Genomic DNA, 18,042 nt, shown 5'->3' with positions numbered 1-18,042 from the left:
TCCAAAATCATTAGGCCAGTTCAGCCTGCTCGCGATAGCGGCAGATCAGCCACCATTGATGTCGGCTGACACACCACTATCGCGAGCAGGCTCGCTCCCACATGGGGTGTGTGTGCTATTGACGGGCGTTACCTTTCGCTCAACGAAAACTGCGTCAGGCAGAACGTCGGTATCCCCATGTCTTCCAGGCGCTGCGAGCCAAGCAACTCCGGCAGGTCGATGATCGCCGCGGCCTCGTGGACCTTGGCGCCCATGCGGCGGATCAGGTTGGCGGCGGCGATCAGCGTGCCGCCGGTGGCGATCAGGTCATCGAACATCACCACCGAATCACCCTCGCACAGGCTGTCGGCGTGAACTTCAAGGAAGGCTTCGCCGTATTCGGTCTGGTAACCCTCGGCCAGCACATCCGCCGGCAGCTTGCCTTGCTTGCGAAACAGCACCAAGGGCTTGTTCAACTGATAAGCCAGGATTGAGCCGATCAGGAAGCCTCGCGCATCCATCGCGCCGATGTGGGTGAACTCGGCCTCGACATAACGATGGGCGAAGCTGTCCATCACCAGCCGCAACGCGGTGGGGGACTGGAACAGTGGGGTAATGTCGCGAAAGATCACGCCCGGCTTGGGGAAATCGATCACGGGGCGGATCAGGGATTTGATATCGAAGGAGTCGAAGACCATCGTCTAGGTGTCCTGGCAGGCTGCAAACGCCGGAGTATAGCGCGGCAAGGCGAACCTGGGCCGCGCGCATGCTCATCAGCCGTCGATCGAGCCACCCGCCAGGGCGCAGAGCTGGATCGGGTCGAGAATATGGATCTCCTTGCCTTCGGCGGCGATCAACTCGTTCTGTTGGAAACGGGTGAATACTCGGGATACGGTTTCCACCGCCAAGCCCAGGTAATTGCCGATTTCGTTACGCGACATGCTCAGGCGGAACTGGTTGGCCGAAAACCCGCGAGCGCGGAAACGTGCCGAGAGGTTGACCAGGAACGTGGCGATGCGTTCGTCGGCGGTTTTCTTCGAGAGCAGCAGCATCATTTGCTGATCGTCGCGGATCTCCCGGCTCATGACCCGCATCAACTGACGACGCAGTTGCGGCAGTTGCAAGGCCAGTTCGTCCAGGCGATCGAAGGGGATCTCGCACACAGAGGTGGTTTCCAGCGCCTGGGCCGAGACCGGATGGGTTTCGGTGTCCATGCCCGACAGACCCACCAGCTCGCTGGGCAGGTGGAAGCCGGTGAGCTGTTCTTCGCCGCCATCGCTCAGATTGAAGGTTTTCAAGGCGCCCGAGCGCACGGCATAGACGGAATCGAAGGTGTCGCCCTGGCGAAACAGGAATTCACCTTTTTTCAACGGTCGGCCCCGTTTAACGATGTCGTCCAGCGCGTCCATATCCTCCAGATTCAATGAAAGTGGCAGGCAGAGCGGAGCCAGGCTGCAATCCTTGCAATGGGCCTGGTTGTGGGCGCGCAGTTTGACTGGCTCGGACATTTCTTAAATCCTTGTGGGAAACACACATAAGCCGTAAGGGTAACTCAGCTAAGGTACTCCGGCCAGTGGGCTTTCATCGTCAAATTGTCGCGCTCAGATGACTCGGGAGAAGCGCTGTCGGTTGTGTCCTTCCAGATAGGCATCAAAGACCATGCACACCGAGCGCACCAGCAGGCGCCCGGCGGGCAGTACCTTGATGTGGCTGCTGTCCAATTCGATCAGGCCGTCCGCAGCCATCTCTTGCAGTTGTGGCCACAACGGTGCGAAGTAACCGCGAAAATCGATGTTGAACGTTTGTTCGATGTCGGTGAATAGCAAATTGAAATGGCAGATCAACTGCTGGATCACCGCGCGCCGCAGCCGATCGTCGGCATTGCACAGCAGCCCGCGACTGGTCGCCAGTTGACCGTCGGCCAGGGTGTTCTGGTAATGGCTCAGGTCACTGCTGTTCTGGCAGTACAAATCGCCGATCTGGCTGATGGCTGACACGCCAAGGCCGATCAGGTCGCAGTGACCATGGGTGGTATAGCCCTGGAAGTTGCGTTGCAGGGTGGCGTCTTCCTGGGCAATCGCCAGTTCGTCGTCGGGCAGGGCGAAGTGGTCCATGCCGATATAGCGATAACCCGCCGCGGTCAGTTGTTCGATGGTGCCTTGCAGCATCGCTAGTTTCTGCGCCGGGTTGGGCAGGTCCTGGCTGTTGATGCGGCGTTGGGGCATGAAGCGTTCCGGCAAGTGGGCGTAGTTGAACACCGAAAGCCGGTCCGGCTGCAGCTGGATGACTTCCTGGACCGTGCGGGCGAAATTTTCCGGGGTCTGTTTGGGCAGCCCGTAGATCAGGTCGATGTTGATCGAACGGAACTGCAAGGTCCGGGCGGCTTCGATCACCGCGCGGGTTTCTTCCAGGCTTTGCAGGCGGTTGACGGCGCGCTGCACGGCCGGGTCAAGGTCCTGCAGGCCGATGCTGACGCGGTTAAAACCCAGTTCCCGCAACAGGCCCATGGTGGACCAGTCGGCTTCCCGGGGATCGATTTCGATCCCGTAGTCGCCGGAATCGTCCTCCAGCAGGTTGAAGTGTTGGCGCAACCTGGCCATCAACTGGCGCAGTTCGTCATGGTTGAGGAACGTCGGGGTGCCGCCGCCCAGGTGCAACTGTTCTACGCGCTGGGCCGGGTCGAGGTGGCAGCCGATCAGCTGGATTTCCTGTTCCAGGCGTTGCAGATAGGCATGGGCGCGGCTGCGGTCCTTGGTGATGACTTTGTTGCAGGCGCAGTAGTAGCAAATGTTCGCGCAGAACGGCACATGCACATACAACGACAGTGGCCTCAAGGCTTTGCGGCTGTCGCGCAGGGCGTGGAGCAGGTCGAAGGTCCCCACCTGGCTGCCGAATTGCGCCGCGGTCGGATACGAGGTGTAGCGGGGCCCCGCCAGGTCGTAACGGTGGATCAGGTTTGAGTCCCAACGAATGGCGTCGAGCATGCGGGCGTTTCCCGGATAGGCTGGCATGGGCGAGAGTTTAAGAGGGAGGGCGCGGGGCGGTTTTGATTTGCGTCAACGGGGGGTGGAGTCTGGGCGAGGGCCAATCGCGAGCAGGCTCGCTCCCACAGGGATTTGCGGTGTTCATGAGGTTTGGGTCAGCCGCGATCCAGTGTGCGAGCGAGCCTGCTCGCGATGGCGGCGACTCGGTCAATGCCCCATGAGCCAATGCTGATGCGGCCCTGGCAGGGTCCAGACACCAAAGACAATCACCAGCAAACCACCGGCCATGCGCACGCTGCGTTTGCGCAACAGGGCGGTGATGCGTTCGGCGGCCATGCCGGTGGCGAGCAACACCGGCCAGGTGCCGAGACCGAAGGCGAGCATCAGCAACGCGCTGTCCAGCGCATCGCCCTGGCTGGCCGACCAGAGCAGGGTGCTGTAGACCAATCCGCACGGCAGCCAGCCCCAGAGTGCGCCGAGCAGCAATGCCCGGGGCAGGCTCGACACCGGCAGCAAGCGGTTGGCGACGGGCTGGATATGCCGCCACAGGCCACGACCGACGCCTTCGATGCGGGTCAGGCCGCTCCACCAGCCCGCCAGGTACAGGCCCATGGCGATCAACAGCAGGCCGGCCAACACGCGCATGACCATCGCCGCCGGACTATTGGCCACGGCCCAACCAGCCAGGCCGATCAGTAGCCCTGCGGTGGCGTAGCTCAGAATCCGCCCAACGTTGTAGGCCAGCAGCAACCGAAAGCGCCGGCTGCGCTGTTCCTTGGGGATTGCCAGGGTCAGGGCGCCCATCAGGCCGCCGCACATCCCCAGGCAATGGCCGCCGCCCAATAAACCCAGGATGAGCGCCGAGACCAACAGTGGCGCCAGATCAAGCATGGGGCGGGGCCTTGTCGTCCGGCTTGCGGGGCTCGCCGCTGGCTTCGTCCACCGCTGCCTTGTGGTTCGGATCCTGATCGTCGAACAGAATGCTGTGGGCCGGACCGTCGAGGTCGTCGTACTGCCCGCTGTCCACGGCCCAGAAGAAGATGTAGACGGCAATGGCCACGATCAGCAGTGCGGCCGGGATCATCACGTAAAGAGCTGGCATGTCGGAACTCCATGCCCGCGCGGCTCAGGCCGGCAGCGGGCGGGTATCGGGCGAGGCATCGAAAACCTGCATCTTGGGCTGGCGAGTCAGCCTCAGCGCATTCAACACCACGGTCAGCGAACTGATGGACATGCCGATCGCGGCCCACACCGGCGTAATCCAGCCGAGGGCGGCGAACGGCAACATGAGGCCATTGTACAGTGCCGCCCACACCAGGTTCTCGATGATCACCCGCCGTGTGCGCCGGGCCAGGCTGAAGGCGTGGATCAGGGCGTCGAGACGGTTGGACAGCAGCACCGCATCGGCGCTGGTCTTGGCAAGATCGGTGGCCGAGCCCATGGCGACACTGATGTCCGCCGCCGCCAGCACCGGCACGTCGTTCACCCCGTCGCCGAGCATCAGCACCTTGCGGCCCTGCTGGTGCAACTGTTGCAACACGGCCAGTTTGTCGTCCGGGCGCAAACCGCCGCGGGCCTCATCGATGCCCAGTTCGGCGGCGACACTGGCAACCATGGGCGAACTGTCGCCCGACAGCAACAGTGTGCGCCAGCCCCGCGCTTTGCAGGCGGCCAGCAATGCCGGGGCGTCGGTACGCAAGCGGTCGTCGAGGACGAACCAGGCCAACGGACCGATGTCATTACCCAGCAGCAACCATTGTCCGGGCTCATCCGGCATCACCGGCACCGCTGCGCCACTGAGCTCGCAGACAAAACCGGGTTGGCCGATGCGCAGGCGCTGGTCACCCACCAGCCCTTCCAGGCCCAGCCCCGGGGTGCTTTGCACATGCTCGGCGGCCAGTGGCGCGCGGCCAAAGGCACGGGCGATGGGGTGTTCGGAGCGATTTTCCAGGGCCGCGGCCAGGCCCAGGCATTGATCACTGTCCAGGGCCGTCAGCGTTCGAATGGCGCGCAACGCCAGACGCCCTTCGGTGAGGGTGCCGGTCTTGTCGAAAATCACCGTGTCGATCTGGTTCAGGCCCTCCAGCACATGGCCGCGAGTCAGCAGCAGGCCAAGCTTGTGCAGCGTGCCGGTGGCGGCGGTAAGAGCGGTTGGCGTGGCCAGGGACAGTGCGCAAGGGCAGGTAGCGACCAGCATCGCCAGCACAATCCAGAAGGCGCGAGAGGCATCCAGTTGCCACCACAGCATACCGATGGCCGCCGCAGCGACCAGGGAGAACAGCAGGAACCATTGCGCGGCGCGGTCGGCGATTTCCGCCAGCCGCGGCTTTTCGGCCTGGGCTCGTTCCAGCAACCGGACGATGGCCGACAGCCGGGTGTCTTGCCCCAGTGCCAACACCTGGACCGTCAATGCGCCTTCTACGTTAAGGGTGCCGGCCGTCACCGTGTCGCCCACTTGGCGAGGTTGTGGCAGGTATTCGCCGGTCAGTAGCGATTCGTCGACACTGGACTGGCCGTCGAGGATTCTGCCGTCGGCCGGCAGAACCGCGCCGGGATGCACCAGGACCCGGTCGCCGGTGCGCAATTCGCTGAGCAGGATTCGTTCGCTCTGGCCGTTATCCTCCAGGCGCAGGCACGAGGCCGGCAGCAGATTGACCAGTTGTGCGGTGGCGGCAGCGGTGCGCTCCCGGGCACGGCGTTCCAGGTAGCGACCGGCCAGAAGGAACAACGCGAACATGCCCACGGCATCGAAATACAGCTCGCCCACCCCGGTGACGGACGTCCAGATCCCGGCCACGTAGGCACCGCCAATGGCCAGGGACACCGAAACGTCCATGGTCAGGTGTCGGGTGCGCAGGTCGCGCATCGCGCCCTTGAAGAACGGCGCGCAGCTATAGAACACGATAGGTGTGGTGAGGAACAGCGCGACCCAGCGCAGGATGGTGTGCATCTCCGGGCTCAGGTCGATGTTGAATTCCGGCCAGGTGGCCATGGTCGCCATCATCGCCTGGAACCAGAGCAAACCGGCTACGCCCAATTGGCGCAGGGCCAGGCGATTTTGCGCGGCCAACTGTTCGCTGGCCTGATCGGCCTGGTAGGGATGGGCGACGTAGCCGATCTGGCGCAGTTCGGCCAGCAAGGTGCTCAGCGGTAATTGAGCGTCGGCCCAGCTCACGTGCAGGCGGTGATTGGACAGGTTCAGCCGCGCCTCGGCCACGGCGGGCAGGCTGCGCAGTTGTTTTTCGATCAGCCAGCCGCAGGCGGCGCAACTGATGCCTTCGATCAGCAGCGTGGTTTCGGCCAGCTCGCCTTCATGGCGCACGAACGACTGCTGCACGTCCGGGCGGTCGTACAGCGCCAGCTCATCGGTCAACTGGACCGGCAGGGTTTCGGGGTTGGCCGACGCTTCGCTGCGATGCTGGTAATAGCTTTCCAAACCACCAGCGACAATGGCCTCGGCCACCGCCTGGCAGCCCGGGCAGCACAGCTCACGGGTTTCACCCAGGACAACGGCGGTGAAGCGACTGCCTGGGGGGACGGGCAGGGCGCAGTGGTAGCAAGGCAGTGGGGTGGTCATGAGGTATTCACATATCGAAACTTTCTGGCATCTGAAGGCCTTTTCGCGAGCAGGCTCGCTCCCACAGGTCTGCGTCGTTGTGAATTGAACCTAACGACACCTCAATGTGGGAGCGAGCCTGCTCGCGATTGCGCGCAGCGCAGCCGTCTATTTCTTCAGGTCTTCAGCGCCTTGCAGCGGTTCATCGCCGAGCAGGATGGCCTGGTCATGGTTGATCTGCTCTTCTTCGAACAGGCGCCAGGTCTTGTCGTTCTCCACACCCAGCAATTCGACAAAGCGCCGGCCTTCGATCTTGTCCGTCAATTGACCGACATACCGTCCCGGCTCGCTGTCGTTGCGCGTCAGGACGATCTTGCGATCCTTCTCCGGCTGGGTGGGCGAGATCAGGCTCAGTTCCAGGGTCTGGGGCCGGCTGTCGCCGCTCAGGCGCAGGTTCACTTCGCCGGTGACGTCATCCAGTTGCACGTTGGCATGCAGTTGCAGGGTCTGGCCCAGCAGTTCGCGCTCCAGGGAGCGGTTGATGCCCTTGCCGGCTTCGTAGTAGTTGTCGTTGACCAGGTTGTCCGGGTTGTTCACGGCGATGGTCACCATGGTCAGACTCAGCGTCACCGAGCAGGCCAGGATCGCAATGATGATCCACGGCCAGAGATGCTTGTACCAGGGGCTGGTGGCGGTTGCTGCAGGCATGTTCAGTTCTCTCAACGAATTTGTGGGCCGATGAACCGGCTCTTGGCTTCAACATGAACGCTGTCGTCATCGGCATCCTTGAGGATGAACGTCACCTCGTTGGTGCTCGACGGCAGTTGGTCCGGTGCACTGGACAGTTCTACCGGCTGGGTGAAGATCTCACCGGCCGCGACCTTGATTTCCCGGCGTCCCTGGAGCTTGAGATCCGGCAGGCCGGAGGCCTCCAGCACGTACGTATGGTCGTGCTGGTCCTTGTTCATGATCTTGAGGCTGTAGACGTTCTCGATCCGGCCTTCGGCGTTCTCGCGGTACAGCACGCGGTCCTTGCTGACGTCGAAACCGACCAGCGAACGCATGAAGAACGCGGTCACCAGCAGACTGATCATTGCCAGCAGCACCAGGGCATAACCGATCAGGCGTGGGCGCAGTTTATGGGTTTTCTGCCCCGAGAGGTTATGTTCGGTGGTGTAACTGATCAGCCCGCGCGGATAATCCATCTTGTCCATGATGTTGTCGCAGGCGTCGATGCACGCCGCGCAGCCGATACATTCAATCTGCAGGCCATCGCGAATGTCGATACCGGTGGGGCAGACCTGGACGCACATGGTGCAGTCGATGCAGTCCCCCAGGCCCAGGGCCTTGTAGTCAACGCCCTTCTTGCGCGGGCCACGGCTTTCGCCCCGACGCGGGTCGTAGGAAACGATCAGGGTGTCCTTGTCGAACATCACGCTCTGGAAACGGGCGTAAGGGCACATGTAGATGCACACCTGCTCGCGCAGCCAGCCGGCGTTGCCGTAGGTGGCGAGGGTAAAGAAGCCGACCCAGAAATACGACCAGCCATCGGCCTGGCCGGTAAAGAATTCGAACACCAGTTCGCGAATCGGCGTGAAATAACCGACGAAGGTCATGCCGGTCACAAAACCGATCAGCAGCCACAGGCTGTGCTTGGCCAACTTGCGCAGGAACTTGTTCCCGCTCATGGGCGCCTTGTCGAGCTTGATGCGTTGGTTGCGGTCGCCTTCGGTGACCTTCTCGCACCACATGAAAATCCAGGTCCACACGCTTTGCGGACAGGTGTAGCCGCACCAGACTCGCCCGGCATAGACCGTAATGAAAAACAGGCCGAAGGCGGCAATGATCAGCAGTCCGGACAGGAGGATGAAGTCCTGGGGCCAGAAGGTCGCACCGAAAATGAAAAATTTGCGTTCGGGCAGGTTCCACCAGACGGCCTGATGCCCGCCCCAGTTCAGCCAGACCGTACCGAAATACAGCAGGAACAACACGCCACCGCCGACCATCCGCAGGTTGCGGAACAGGCCGGTGAAGGCACGGGTGTAGATTTTTTCCCGAGAGGCATACAGGTCGACGCTTTGGTTCGCGTCCTTGGCAGGCGGGGTGACGTCATGTACCGGAATCTGGTTACTCATCAAAATGCATCCCACGGCAGTGGAAAAGTGCCGGGATCAGTACGTGCCGACCACGGTCAGAAAGGGTATTGCAGTGGTGCAATGATACGCCTGTAGGTCTAGCTCAAGGGTGCGACCTTTGGTCGCGTTGGGACTCTGCATAGAATGGTGTAGCGGATGTAACAAGTCATGACCCAGATCAATTGACTATAGACATTCCATGGCGTTGGCGAAAAAACCATGGGCCTGCCGACTCGTTCGACAGCCCCTCCTGATTGTTTTGTGCCACTATTTTTGGCGGCTCCGCGCCCAGCGGGGGTAAGTTCCCTCGCCACGGGGATTTGCGCTTAACCTGCGCCTGGTCATTTGTTCGCAAGCGCCAGATCGAACTGCTTGTTTTCCAATTTGATCTAGCCGCCAGGGTTTTCTTGAGCACAGCCGAATCCCGGCTCTGATTATTTTTGTGCGCTGCAAAGAGAGGCGTCAGGCGCACAAATGCATCAAGTTTCTACCGGCGGTACAAAATGTTGTAGAACGCGGTTTGCTCATCCTTGATCAAGGACAGATCGTGCCCCGTGGGAATTTTTTCGAACAGCGCTTTGTTGACTGCCATCCGACGCATGATGATCACCTCCAGCAATTGGCCGAACAGCGCTTCATCACGGACGTGTTTTTTCAGTTTTAGAATTTCGTGAGGCTTGTCTTTCAGGACGTGAAAGGCGTAATTCATCACAACCATATTGGAGACGAACAGGTTTGCCGTTGACTGAAGCGGATTGACCGCGTCGATCAAAGCATCAAATATTTTTTGCCTGTCCTGAGCATAGGTGGGCAAAAAAACGTCGGGGTACATAAGCTCGCTGTGACGATCATTGATCGCGCAGCGGTAATGGGTATCGTCGGGCTCGCTGAGTAATCTGACTGTGCTTGTTTGAAACGTTTTCAACGTACTCAGCAGTTGATGCTCTTTCCTGCTGTCGGCCTTGATCGCTTTGTAAACCAGATCAATCACATCCAGAAAAGCCACGGACCCCAGCCCATCGGTCGCCATCATCAACTGATTGCCCTCGATGCTGAACCGACGATACGCCTCGTCATCGATGCTCAATTCGAAGAGGAGGAACCTAAGCATGTAGTTCCTGAGGCGCGCATCCGCATCCAGGGTGCTGTTCTTCAAGCTGATCAGTTGGATCAGGTAGAAGAAAATAAAATATTCCTTGTTGGTTCGTTGACGGTTGTCGATTTCAAGCAGGTAGCCAAAGCGCGACAGGACCAGGAGGAGGGCGTAGCAGTCGGGTTCCGTGAAACCGTTCTTCAGCATGGCTTTTTCGAAAGCGCTGGTGGAAAACAAGTCCCGCCAGCGGCTAACGCTGAAGGGAGCGCCATTGTGTTTTTTTGCGACGACGTTCAGTAGCGAAGGCTCGTCTTCTTTGTAAAAAACAGCACCCAACGCCTTCGGATACGGCCGGACGTTCAGGAAGTTTTCAAGCTTGTATGAGAGAAGATCGAATATGTCCATCTGGCTTTATCCGCAGGTCTTCCATTTTCCGTTCGGGCCTTTCTTCTCGACACGAAATGACGTAATGGTTTTATTGAATTTATCCAATAATCGGAAACCGATGCCTCTGGCCTTGGGCTCATTCGTCTTGGACAGTACGCCATCTTTCAGGCCCGTCTCTTTATAGTCAACGGTAGAGATGTCCTTGTGGTTATTGAGCATGCTGACCCCTTCGTTATTGACGGTGGCCACTACCCGATACTTCTCATTGCCTGGGTTGAATCCAGGGTTACTGTCCTGGTTGACCCAGACCGCTTTCTCTCCTCGGATATTCGGAACCAAGCCGCCTTTGCCTCCGTTGGCGGCCTTGGACGAGACGGTTTCGCTCTCGCCCATGTACCGGATAATCTCATTCTCTTTAAGCCCCAGCGGGTCGATCCAGGTAAATGGATTCGGTGCGTAGCGATAAAGATTCAGGCTTGCGGCCAGGCCCAAGGGGTCGGGCGTGGTAAAGCGGCCTATGTCGGGATCATAGAAGCGGAAGGTGTTGTAGTGCAGGCCTGTTTCCCGGTCCAGGTATTGCCCCTGAAAACGCAGGTTCTGTTCTTCGATGTAGTACGGCTCACGGACTTCATCAGTGGTATTGCCCCATACCTGGTAGTGAGCGTGCCATAGCGGATGGCCGTCACTTTCCGTCAAGGCCTGTGGCTGACCATTGGGGTCGTTGTGGTAATAGCGGATGCGTTGATGTTCACCGATGCCGTCGACCCGGGCCAAGGGCTCGTGACTGTCGCCAATATAGAGGTACAGGCTGGTCAGGCTATTTTTATGTTCCTTGAGTAATTGCAGGCCATCCCAGTCGAAACGCGTGCGGGCGATGAGATGCCCGTTGTCGTCATGTTCGGTTTTCTCAATCCTTCGACCCAACGGGTCGTAGCGCATCCTGACGACGTTTTCACCGTCGGATTTCTGGGTTCGAACTTCAACCAGCCGGTGATCCGAGTCGTAACTGAAGCGCTGCAGGCCATGTCGCCCACTGCGCTTTTCAATCATTCGGCCAAAATCATCGTAGCGATAGTGCTTATCCTGATAGCGCTTGAGTTGGTTGTGCGTAACCCGCCCACCTGTACCAGGTGAACTGTCGAGGAGATTGGCGGCGGCATCGAAGGAAAATGTTTCATTCTGGCCTTGTCGAGTGCCCTGGCTTGCCAGGATGCGGCCGGTCACATCGTAGTGCAGCAATTGGCGTTGTTGACCTTTTGGCTGCCGTTCAAGGCGCGCCACCAGGTGGTCGCCAGGATCAAACTCAAAATGGGTTTGATCTGCGGCAGGCATCAACGACGGCTGGCTGGTATGCCGGCGTTGGCGGCTGCGTAAGCGCCCGCTACGGTCATATTCACTCCGTGTGCTGATTTGGCCTTGGGTGCGCAGCACCTCTCGATGCAGCCGGTCGCGTTCGAAGTCGCTGATGACGTGGCCGTCGAGGTTGATTTGGTGCAGATGACCACTGCCATAGTACAGGCGGCTGACCCAACGGCCGTCGGGTAGGTGGGTCTGGATCAGGTTGCCGAGTTCGTCGTAGTGATGCTTCAGAACGCCCGCTGAACTCTGCTCCTCAATCAGATAACCCAGCGCGTCATAAGCAAAGCCCAGTCGTTGTTCGTTGCCGTCGTTAGCGATGACGGTGGCTTCGATTAACTGATTCAACGGGCTATAGCTGTACCGGGACTGTCCATCAGGTGTGATTCGGGTGGTCAGCCGGCCAATGGCATCACGTTCGAGATGATGAACAATGGTCCTTTCACTGGGCTGATGATCACCTCGCGGCGCTGCGATGGTTTCGACTCGTTTTACGTTGTTGAGGACGTCGTACGTGTAGCCTTTGGCGCTGCCATCAAGGTTGCGCTGTTCGGCCAACCGATCCCCCGCATCCCAGGTAAACCGATAGCTCTCACCGTTCTCATTGACCAGCGCCTGCAGCCGCCCGTAGCTGTCGTACGCGAATTGCACCTGCCGGCCCTGGGCGTCGGTGCGTTGGCGGACCTGACCGCGACGGTTGTGCTGGTAGAGCGTGGTGTGCCCGGCCGGGTCGGTGTAGCCGGTCAACTGACCGGCGAGGTCGCGCTGGTACTGTTCGGTGCGGCCATCCGGCAATTGGCTGCTGAGCAAACGGCCTTGGGCGTCGTAGCTGAACTGGGTGCGCTCGCCGAGGGCGTCGGTGATGGTCTGCAGGTAGCCGCGCTGGTCGTAGCTGAACCGTGTCGGGTAACCCGAGCAATCGATGTGCTCCACCAACTGCCCGAACGGATTCCAGCGCAGCTTTTTAAGCTTGCCGGTGGCGTCGATGATTTCGATGACCTGACCGTGGGCGTCATAGCGATAGCGGGTGACGTGGCCCAGAGGATCGGTTTCGGCGGTGCAGTTGCCGCGTTGATCGTAGCGGTATTTCCAGCTGTGGCCGGCGGCATTGGTGTCCACCAGCGGCAGCGCCCAGTGCTCGAGCCATAACGTCGAATCACTGCGGCCCAAGGGATCGGTTTCGCCGATCAGGTTACCGGCCTCGTCATAGCTGTATTCATAGCGCCCGCCCTGTGGGTCGGTGGCGCTGAGCAGTTGGCGTTCGTCGTTCCACTCGAACAGCCAGGTCTGGCCGAGGTTGTCGCTGTATCGGGTGATCTGGTGTTGGCTGTTCCAGTGGCGCGTGCTGACGCGCTGCAAACCGTCGGTAATGCGGGTTACACCGGCCTTGAGGTCATAGTCGAACTGGTAGGTGTCGCCCTCGTCGGTCCAGTGGCGGACCACGCGCCATTCCTGGTCTTCGACCAAGGCCCATTCGTAGAAGCAACGCAGCCCGGTGGGCAGTTGGTGTTCCAGCATTCGCTGGCCGGCGTCGTAGCTGAAACGCCGTTGCACCTGGCCGGTGGCGTCGCGTACTTCGCTCAGGTTGTTCGCTGTGTCGTAGGCGTAGCTGACCAGCACTTCGCGCTGTTGGTCGGGGTAGAGGCGTTCTATCTGGGTGACGCGTTCGCGCTCGCGGATCAGCTCGACTTGCACCAGATCGAAGGTGTCGCGCAGGCGTATCAGTCGTCCGGCGGCGTCGTAGTCGAGGAAGATGCGATTGTCGTTGCGGTCACCGAGTTGGCTCAGGCGCAGCAGGGATGTGTGGCCCGGCGTGGGTTCGAACAGGCGATACACACCGTCGTCGCTTTCGATCAGCAACTGCCCGTTGAGATGACGTCGCACGGCCAAGCCTTCGCCAGCACTGAACACCGCGCCGCCCAACGGGATCGAACCCATGTCGATGGGCCGGGCCTGTTCGTCGGTGTAGAGCAGGGTCTCGCCGCCCTCGGGATGGGCCAGGATCTCCACCTGCACCTCGTAGGCCACGCTCCAGCCGGCGCCGAACATCCCGCCACGTCGCTCGTCGCGGCTGTTGTAGAAGCGTTGCCAGTCGATTGGCAGAACACCGGGCAAAACGAAGTCCAGCTCTTCATCGCGGCCCAGCACCTTGGCGCCGGTGGCGGCATGCACCGGGTTCGACGAGCCCATGGTGGCGTTGGCCGCGGCGCCCATGGCGCTGCTGACCGCCATCGACGCCGCGCCACCGGCCAGCATGCACGGCAGTTTGCTGAAGAACTTGCCCTTGCCCCCCTTGAGCATCAGCAACGCGGTGACCGCCAGCCCCACGCCCGGGGTCTTGCCGCTGCGAATCTCACGCACCACCACTGAGCCGCCGCCGATGGTCACGTCCGGGGAAATCAACCCGGCCGAGACCACCGTCGCATCGCAGGTGCTGCGGTCACCGCTGCGCACGGCGGGCTGGCCATTGATGGTGACTTTGTCCGAGCCTTCAGCCATGAACTGCGGCGGCATCGGTGGGTGCTTGGTGCAGATCACCAGGTCTTCCGGCCGAGTCTCTGTGCCGGGGGCGGGCGAGGCGACGGTGGGGCGCCACATCTGCGAGAAGAAGTTGCCGGCCATGTCCAGGTAACTGGGCTCGGCTTCTTCTTCCGGCTCGGGCATGTCCAGTTCGGTGCCGGCCGGCGCGACATGGGAAACAACCGCTCCGGCGGCGCGGGCCGAGGGGATGTTGTTGGTAAAGGTGTCCTTGGAGCCGGTGAGGATGTTGGCCTGCACCGTGGGCGGGAAGAGCGCGTTGCCGATGCCTTCGCAGATATTGCTCAGGCCTTCGTCGGCCCCGGTCTTGCTCATGGCAATGCCCACGACCGCCCCCACCACCGCACCGAGCAGGAAACAACCCAAGCCACCCGTGGCGACGGTGATGCCGGTGGCGGCCACCACCGCTGCCGTCGCCAGGGCGGTGATGGCGATGTTGGCCGCCACTTCCAGCACGCCGCCGAGAATGTCGGCCATCATGGAGGTGTGGTTCAGTGCATCGCCCAGGCGAGCGGCCCAGAGCGCGTCAGACATGCTGGGGGCTCATCGTTGCGCGCTGAAGTGTTTCGATGCCCATTGCGCCTATCTCCTTGGCGGTAATTGATGGTCCGTCGCGACGTTATATTAGCTTGACCATGGATTGAGCAAGGCCACGCCGCTGCTTTGAAAATCACTCACATTGCGGGTGACCACGGTCAGGCCATGGACCAGCGCCGTGGCGGCAATCAGTGCATCGCATTCATTGTTGCGATCCGGTACATGCAGGCGAGCGCAGCGCAGCGCGACGGTGCGGTCGACCGCCAGGATCCTGCCGGAAAATGCGGGCAGGACGTGGTTATCCAGCCACGCGCGCAGGCGGCTGCCTTGCACCGGATCTTTGCGTTCGAAGCGCATTACACCAGTTTCCAGCTCCAATACGGTGATTGCCGAGACATACAGGTTGGGGGCGGACACGCTCCGTGCCCAGGCCTGTACGTTTTTATCTGCATGCGGCTTGCGCAGTTCCGAAATGACATTGGTGTCGAGTAGAAACATCAGGACAGGTCCAAAGGCCGGGGAGTGATGACGGCACGTTCGGTATCGAAATCGATATCCGGCGCGTCGGGCATGACCAGCAACTCGACAATGCTGGTGCCAATGCCGGTCAGTTTCTGGTACTGCTCAATGCTTAGCAGTACGTGGGCCGGCTTGCCACGGTCAGTGATGATGACTGGCCCCTGGCGGGCGGCTTTTTTGGCACCACTTGTGTCGTGGTTGAATTCGCGGCTGGAGATGGTCGTGATGGACATGGCAGTGCCCTCATAAACTACAATGTAGGCACGTTACTACTGGCGTGGGAGGCGAGCAAGTGAAACAGCTTCGCTCCTGGATACCCACCAATAAAAAGGCCCCGCCAACATGGGTTGGCGGGGCCTTTGGTACATCAGGCGTGTGCCTTACTGGGCATCGGCAGATGGCGCCGGTTCCCCATGAGACAGGCTGTAGACGTACGCAGCCAGCAGGTGGACCTTGTCGTTACCCTGCAGATCGGCCTGGGCAGGCATCTGGCCCTGGCGACCGTAACGGATGGTCTGCTGCAGCTGAGCGAAGCTCGAACCGTAGATGAAACCGGCCGGGTGCGTCAGGTCAGGTGCGCCCATGGCAGGCGTGCCCTTGCCGGCTGGACCGTGGCAGGCCACGCAGTTGGCTGCGAACAGCTTTTGGCCGTTGGCCGGGTCGGCCTTGGCGCCTTCCGGCAGTTTACGGCCGTGCAGACTGGTCACCACGTAGGCGGAGACGTCGGCAACACCTTGCTCGCCAACCACGGCAGCCCAGCCCGGCATCACGGCATGACGACCGCCCATGATGGTGGTCTTGATGGTTTCCGGCTCACCACCCCAGCGCCAGTCGGCGTCGGTCAGGTTCGGGAAGCCGTAGGCACCCTTGGCGTCGGAACCGTGGCAGACCGAGCAGTTGGAGGCGAACAGGCGGCCACCCATCTTCAGGGCTTGCGGGTCTTTGGCGACTTCTTCAATCGGCATGGAGGCGAACTTGGCGAAGATCGGGCCGAACTTGGCGTCCGAACGCGCCATTTCCTTTTCCCACTCGTGAACGCCGGTCCAGCCGGTCTGGCCATTGGCGAAAGGGGTCTGCTTTTCGGTGTCCAGATAGTTATACCCTGGCAGCAGGCCTTTCCAGTTGCCCAGGCCCGGGTAGAGCACCAGATAACCCAAGGCGAAGACAATGGTGCCCACGAACAACATGAACCACCATTTAGGCAGTGGGTTGTCGTACTCTTCGATGCCATCGAACGAGTGACCAACAGTCTCGTCCGTTTGTTCGGCGCGCTGGCCCTTACGGGTCGACAGCAGCAGCCAGGTCAGGGCGAAGATCGTACCCAGACTGAGGACTGTGACGTACAGACTCCAGAACGTAGTCATTCTTTGTTACTCCTAGAAGCTTGCTCGACGTGCTTGATGGCTTCGGGATCATCCGCGAACGGCAGCAAGGTCGCGTCGTCAAACTCCGACTTGCGCTTGGGGCTGAACACCCACAACGCCAGACCGATAAAGGCCACCATCACGACGACGGTGCCCAGGCCACGAATCATCCCGATATCCATCTAAATCACCGTTTGCTTTTGATGATGGTGCCCAGGCCTTGCAGATAGGCCACCAGCGCGTCCATTTCAGTCTTGCCCTTCACGGCATCCTTGGCACCGGCGATGTCTTCATCGGTGTAAGGCACGCCCAGGGTCCGCAAGACTTCCATTTTCTTGGCGGTGTCTTTGCCGTCGAGCTTGTTTTCTACGAGGAACGGGTAAGCCGGCATTTTCGACTCAGGCACTACGTTGCGCGGGTTGTACAGGTGCGCACGCTGCCAGTCGTCGGAGTAGCGACCGCCCACACGGGCCAGGTCCGGGCCGGTACGCTTGGAACCCCACAGGAACGGGTGGTCCCAGACGCTTTCACCGGCAACCGAGTAGTGACCATAGCGTTCGGTTTCGGCGCGAAACGGACGGATCATCTGCGAGTGGCAGCCGACACAGCCGTTGGCGATGTAGACGTCGCGACCTTCCAGTTCAAGAGCGGTGCGCGGCTTCATGCCTTCGACCGGCTTGTTGGTCACGTCCTGGAAAAACAGCGGAACGATCTGGGTCAGGCCGCCGATGCTGACGGCGATGACCATGAAGAAGGCCAGCAGGCCAATATTCTTCTCTACTGTTTCGTGCTTCATCAGTGAGCTCCAACTACGGCGATCTTGGCGGCGGCTTCAGCTTCAGCCGGGTCAGAGGCACGAACGGTGCGATACACGTTGTAGGCCATGAACAGCATGCCGCTGGCGAAGAACGCGCCGCCCAGGGCACGGACGATGAAACCAGGGTGGCTGGCTTGCAGCGCTTCAACGAACGAGTAGGTCAGGGTGCCGTCGTCGTTGATTGCACGCCACATCAGGCCCTGGGTGATGCCGTTGACCCACATCGAGGCGATGTAGAGCACGGTGCCGATGGTGGCGAGCCAGAAGTGAGTGTTGATCAGGCCGGTGCTGTGCATCTGCGCACGACCGAACAGTTTCGGGATCATGTGGTAGATCGCGCCGATGGAAATCATCGCAACCCAGCCCAAGGCCCCGGCGTGTACGTGACCGATGGTCCAGTCGGTGTAGTGGCTCAGGGANCCGGTGCTGTGCATCTGCGCACGACCGAACAGTTTCGGGATCATGTGGTAGATCGCGCCGATGGAAATCATCGCAACCCAGCCCAAGGCCCCGGCGTGTACGTGACCGATGGTCCAGTCGGTGTAGTGGCTCAGGGAGTTGACGGTCTTGATGGCCATCATCGGGCCTTCGAAGGTCGACATGCCGTAGAACGCCAGGGAAACCACCAGGAACCGCAGGATCGGGTCGGTGCGCAGCTTATGCCAGGCGCCCGAGAGGGTCATCATGCCGTTGATCATGCCGCCCCAGCTCGGAGCCAGCAGGATGATCGACATCGCCATGCCCAGGGACTGTGCCCAGTCCGGCAGCGCGGTGTAG

At 60.7% G+C, this 18,042-nt stretch carries 16 protein-coding genes; all 16 read right to left on the bottom strand.

Annotation, left to right across the window (positions count from 1 at the left end):
- Nucleotides 1-128: 128 nt before the first annotated feature.
- The gene (locus MKS85_RS28130) at nucleotides 129-677 is read right to left on the bottom strand and encodes an adenine phosphoribosyltransferase (protein WP_041020481.1); all 549 of its coding nucleotides are present in this window, start codon (nucleotides 675-677) and stop codon (nucleotides 129-131) included.
- A gap of 75 nt (nucleotides 678-752) precedes the next feature.
- Complete coding sequence (fnr, locus tag MKS85_RS28125; protein WP_047227176.1) at nucleotides 753-1,487, bottom strand: fumarate/nitrate reduction transcriptional regulator Fnr; 735 nt, start codon at nucleotides 1,485-1,487, stop codon at nucleotides 753-755.
- Nucleotides 1,488-1,580: 93 nt separating this feature from the next.
- Nucleotides 1,581-2,963: an oxygen-independent coproporphyrinogen III oxidase gene (gene hemN / locus MKS85_RS28120; protein ID WP_160891999.1), complete on the bottom strand. Its 1,383-nt coding sequence runs from the start codon at nucleotides 2,961-2,963 to the stop codon at nucleotides 1,581-1,583.
- A gap of 207 nt (nucleotides 2,964-3,170) precedes the next feature.
- Nucleotides 3,171-3,854 (bottom strand): sulfite exporter TauE/SafE family protein, encoded by a 684-nt coding sequence (locus tag MKS85_RS28115; protein WP_310663232.1) that lies wholly within the window; start codon nucleotides 3,852-3,854, stop codon nucleotides 3,171-3,173.
- Nucleotides 3,847-4,065, bottom strand: coding sequence for a cbb3-type cytochrome oxidase assembly protein CcoS (gene ccoS / locus MKS85_RS28110; protein WP_047227179.1), 219 nt, complete (start codon nucleotides 4,063-4,065; stop codon nucleotides 3,847-3,849). The genes MKS85_RS28115 and ccoS overlap by 8 nt, the downstream gene beginning before the upstream one ends.
- Nucleotides 4,066-4,089: 24 nt before the next feature.
- The gene (locus tag MKS85_RS28105; protein WP_310663231.1) at nucleotides 4,090-6,540 is read right to left on the bottom strand and encodes a heavy metal translocating P-type ATPase; all 2,451 of its coding nucleotides are present in this window, start codon (nucleotides 6,538-6,540) and stop codon (nucleotides 4,090-4,092) included.
- A gap of 147 nt (nucleotides 6,541-6,687) precedes the next feature.
- Complete coding sequence (locus MKS85_RS28100; RefSeq protein ID WP_047227181.1) at nucleotides 6,688-7,227, bottom strand: FixH family protein; 540 nt, start codon at nucleotides 7,225-7,227, stop codon at nucleotides 6,688-6,690.
- An 11-nt stretch (nucleotides 7,228-7,238) separates the two neighbouring features.
- Entirely contained in the window at nucleotides 7,239-8,654 is a 1,416-nt protein-coding gene (ccoG, locus tag MKS85_RS28095; RefSeq protein WP_047227182.1) for a cytochrome c oxidase accessory protein CcoG, read from the bottom strand.
- A gap of 487 nt (nucleotides 8,655-9,141) precedes the next feature.
- A complete protein-coding gene (locus tag MKS85_RS28090) occupies nucleotides 9,142-10,152 on the bottom strand; it encodes a hypothetical protein (RefSeq protein ID WP_076385624.1) in 1,011 nt (336 codons plus the stop codon).
- Between the two features lie 6 nt (nucleotides 10,153-10,158).
- Entirely contained in the window at nucleotides 10,159-14,562 is a 4,404-nt protein-coding gene (locus MKS85_RS28085; RefSeq protein ID WP_310663230.1) for an RHS repeat-associated core domain-containing protein, read from the bottom strand.
- Nucleotides 14,563-14,652: 90 nt separating this feature from the next.
- Nucleotides 14,653-15,063: a type II toxin-antitoxin system VapC family toxin gene (locus MKS85_RS28080; protein WP_188252457.1), complete on the bottom strand. Its 411-nt coding sequence runs from the start codon at nucleotides 15,061-15,063 to the stop codon at nucleotides 14,653-14,655.
- The gene (locus tag MKS85_RS28075) at nucleotides 15,063-15,317 is read right to left on the bottom strand and encodes a type II toxin-antitoxin system Phd/YefM family antitoxin (protein WP_188252456.1); all 255 of its coding nucleotides are present in this window, start codon (nucleotides 15,315-15,317) and stop codon (nucleotides 15,063-15,065) included. The genes MKS85_RS28080 and MKS85_RS28075 overlap by 1 nt, the downstream gene beginning before the upstream one ends.
- A 147-nt stretch (nucleotides 15,318-15,464) precedes the next feature.
- Nucleotides 15,465-16,448: a cytochrome-c oxidase, cbb3-type subunit III gene (ccoP, locus tag MKS85_RS28070; protein WP_047227186.1), complete on the bottom strand. Its 984-nt coding sequence runs from the start codon at nucleotides 16,446-16,448 to the stop codon at nucleotides 15,465-15,467.
- A complete protein-coding gene (locus tag MKS85_RS28065) occupies nucleotides 16,445-16,630 on the bottom strand; it encodes a CcoQ/FixQ family Cbb3-type cytochrome c oxidase assembly chaperone (RefSeq protein WP_003183474.1) in 186 nt (61 codons plus the stop codon). Before MKS85_RS28065 ends, ccoP begins: the two co-directional genes overlap by 4 nt.
- 5 nt (nucleotides 16,631-16,635) lie before the next feature.
- Entirely contained in the window at nucleotides 16,636-17,244 is a 609-nt protein-coding gene (gene ccoO, locus MKS85_RS28060; RefSeq protein WP_014339380.1) for a cytochrome-c oxidase, cbb3-type subunit II, read from the bottom strand.
- On the bottom strand, nucleotides 17,244-18,042 hold a 799-nt coding region (locus tag MKS85_RS28055), incomplete at its 5' end, for a cbb3-type cytochrome c oxidase subunit I (RefSeq protein ID WP_409078039.1). The genes MKS85_RS28055 and ccoO, both read right to left, overlap by 1 nt.

The sequence above is a fragment of the Pseudomonas sp. JL2 genome (assembly GCF_031570495.1).
Lineage (GTDB): Bacteria > Pseudomonadota > Gammaproteobacteria > Pseudomonadales > Pseudomonadaceae > Aquipseudomonas > Aquipseudomonas rhizophila.
The sequence above is the reverse complement of the archived record's forward strand: the minus strand, read 5'-3'. Positions and strand labels throughout refer to the sequence as shown.

Bases quoted from the DNA above. Each gene is read 5' to 3' on its own strand.
- MKS85_RS28105 (WP_310663231.1), bottom strand. From the start codon at position 6,540: ATGACCACCCCACTGCCTTGCTACCACTGCGCCCTGCCCGTCCCCCCA.
- ccoG (WP_047227182.1), bottom strand. From the start codon at position 8,654: ATGAGTAACCAGATTCCGGTACATGACGTCACCCCGCCTGCCAAGGAC.
- ccoS (WP_047227179.1), bottom strand. From the start codon at position 4,065: ATGCCAGCTCTTTACGTGATGATCCCGGCCGCACTGCTGATCGTGGCC.
- MKS85_RS28085 (WP_310663230.1), bottom strand. From the start codon at position 14,562: ATGTCTGACGCGCTCTGGGCCGCTCGCCTGGGCGATGCACTGAACCAC.
- MKS85_RS28115 (WP_310663232.1), bottom strand. From the start codon at position 3,854: ATGCTTGATCTGGCGCCACTGTTGGTCTCGGCGCTCATCCTGGGTTTA.
- fnr (WP_047227176.1), bottom strand. From the start codon at position 1,487: ATGTCCGAGCCAGTCAAACTGCGCGCCCACAACCAGGCCCATTGCAAG.
- MKS85_RS28065 (WP_003183474.1), bottom strand. From the start codon at position 16,630: ATGGATATCGGGATGATTCGTGGCCTGGGCACCGTCGTCGTGATGGTG.
- MKS85_RS28090 (WP_076385624.1), bottom strand. From the start codon at position 10,152: ATGGACATATTCGATCTTCTCTCATACAAGCTTGAAAACTTCCTGAAC.
- hemN (WP_160891999.1), bottom strand. From the start codon at position 2,963: ATGCTCGACGCCATTCGTTGGGACTCAAACCTGATCCACCGTTACGAC.
- MKS85_RS28080 (WP_188252457.1), bottom strand. From the start codon at position 15,063: ATGTTTCTACTCGACACCAATGTCATTTCGGAACTGCGCAAGCCGCAT.
- MKS85_RS28100 (WP_047227181.1), bottom strand. From the start codon at position 7,227: ATGCCTGCAGCAACCGCCACCAGCCCCTGGTACAAGCATCTCTGGCCG.
- ccoO (WP_014339380.1), bottom strand. From the start codon at position 17,244: ATGAAGCACGAAACAGTAGAGAAGAATATTGGCCTGCTGGCCTTCTTC.
- MKS85_RS28130 (WP_041020481.1), bottom strand. From the start codon at position 677: ATGGTCTTCGACTCCTTCGATATCAAATCCCTGATCCGCCCCGTGATC.
- MKS85_RS28075 (WP_188252456.1), bottom strand. From the start codon at position 15,317: ATGTCCATCACGACCATCTCCAGCCGCGAATTCAACCACGACACAAGT.
- ccoP (WP_047227186.1), bottom strand. From the start codon at position 16,448: ATGACTACGTTCTGGAGTCTGTACGTCACAGTCCTCAGTCTGGGTACG.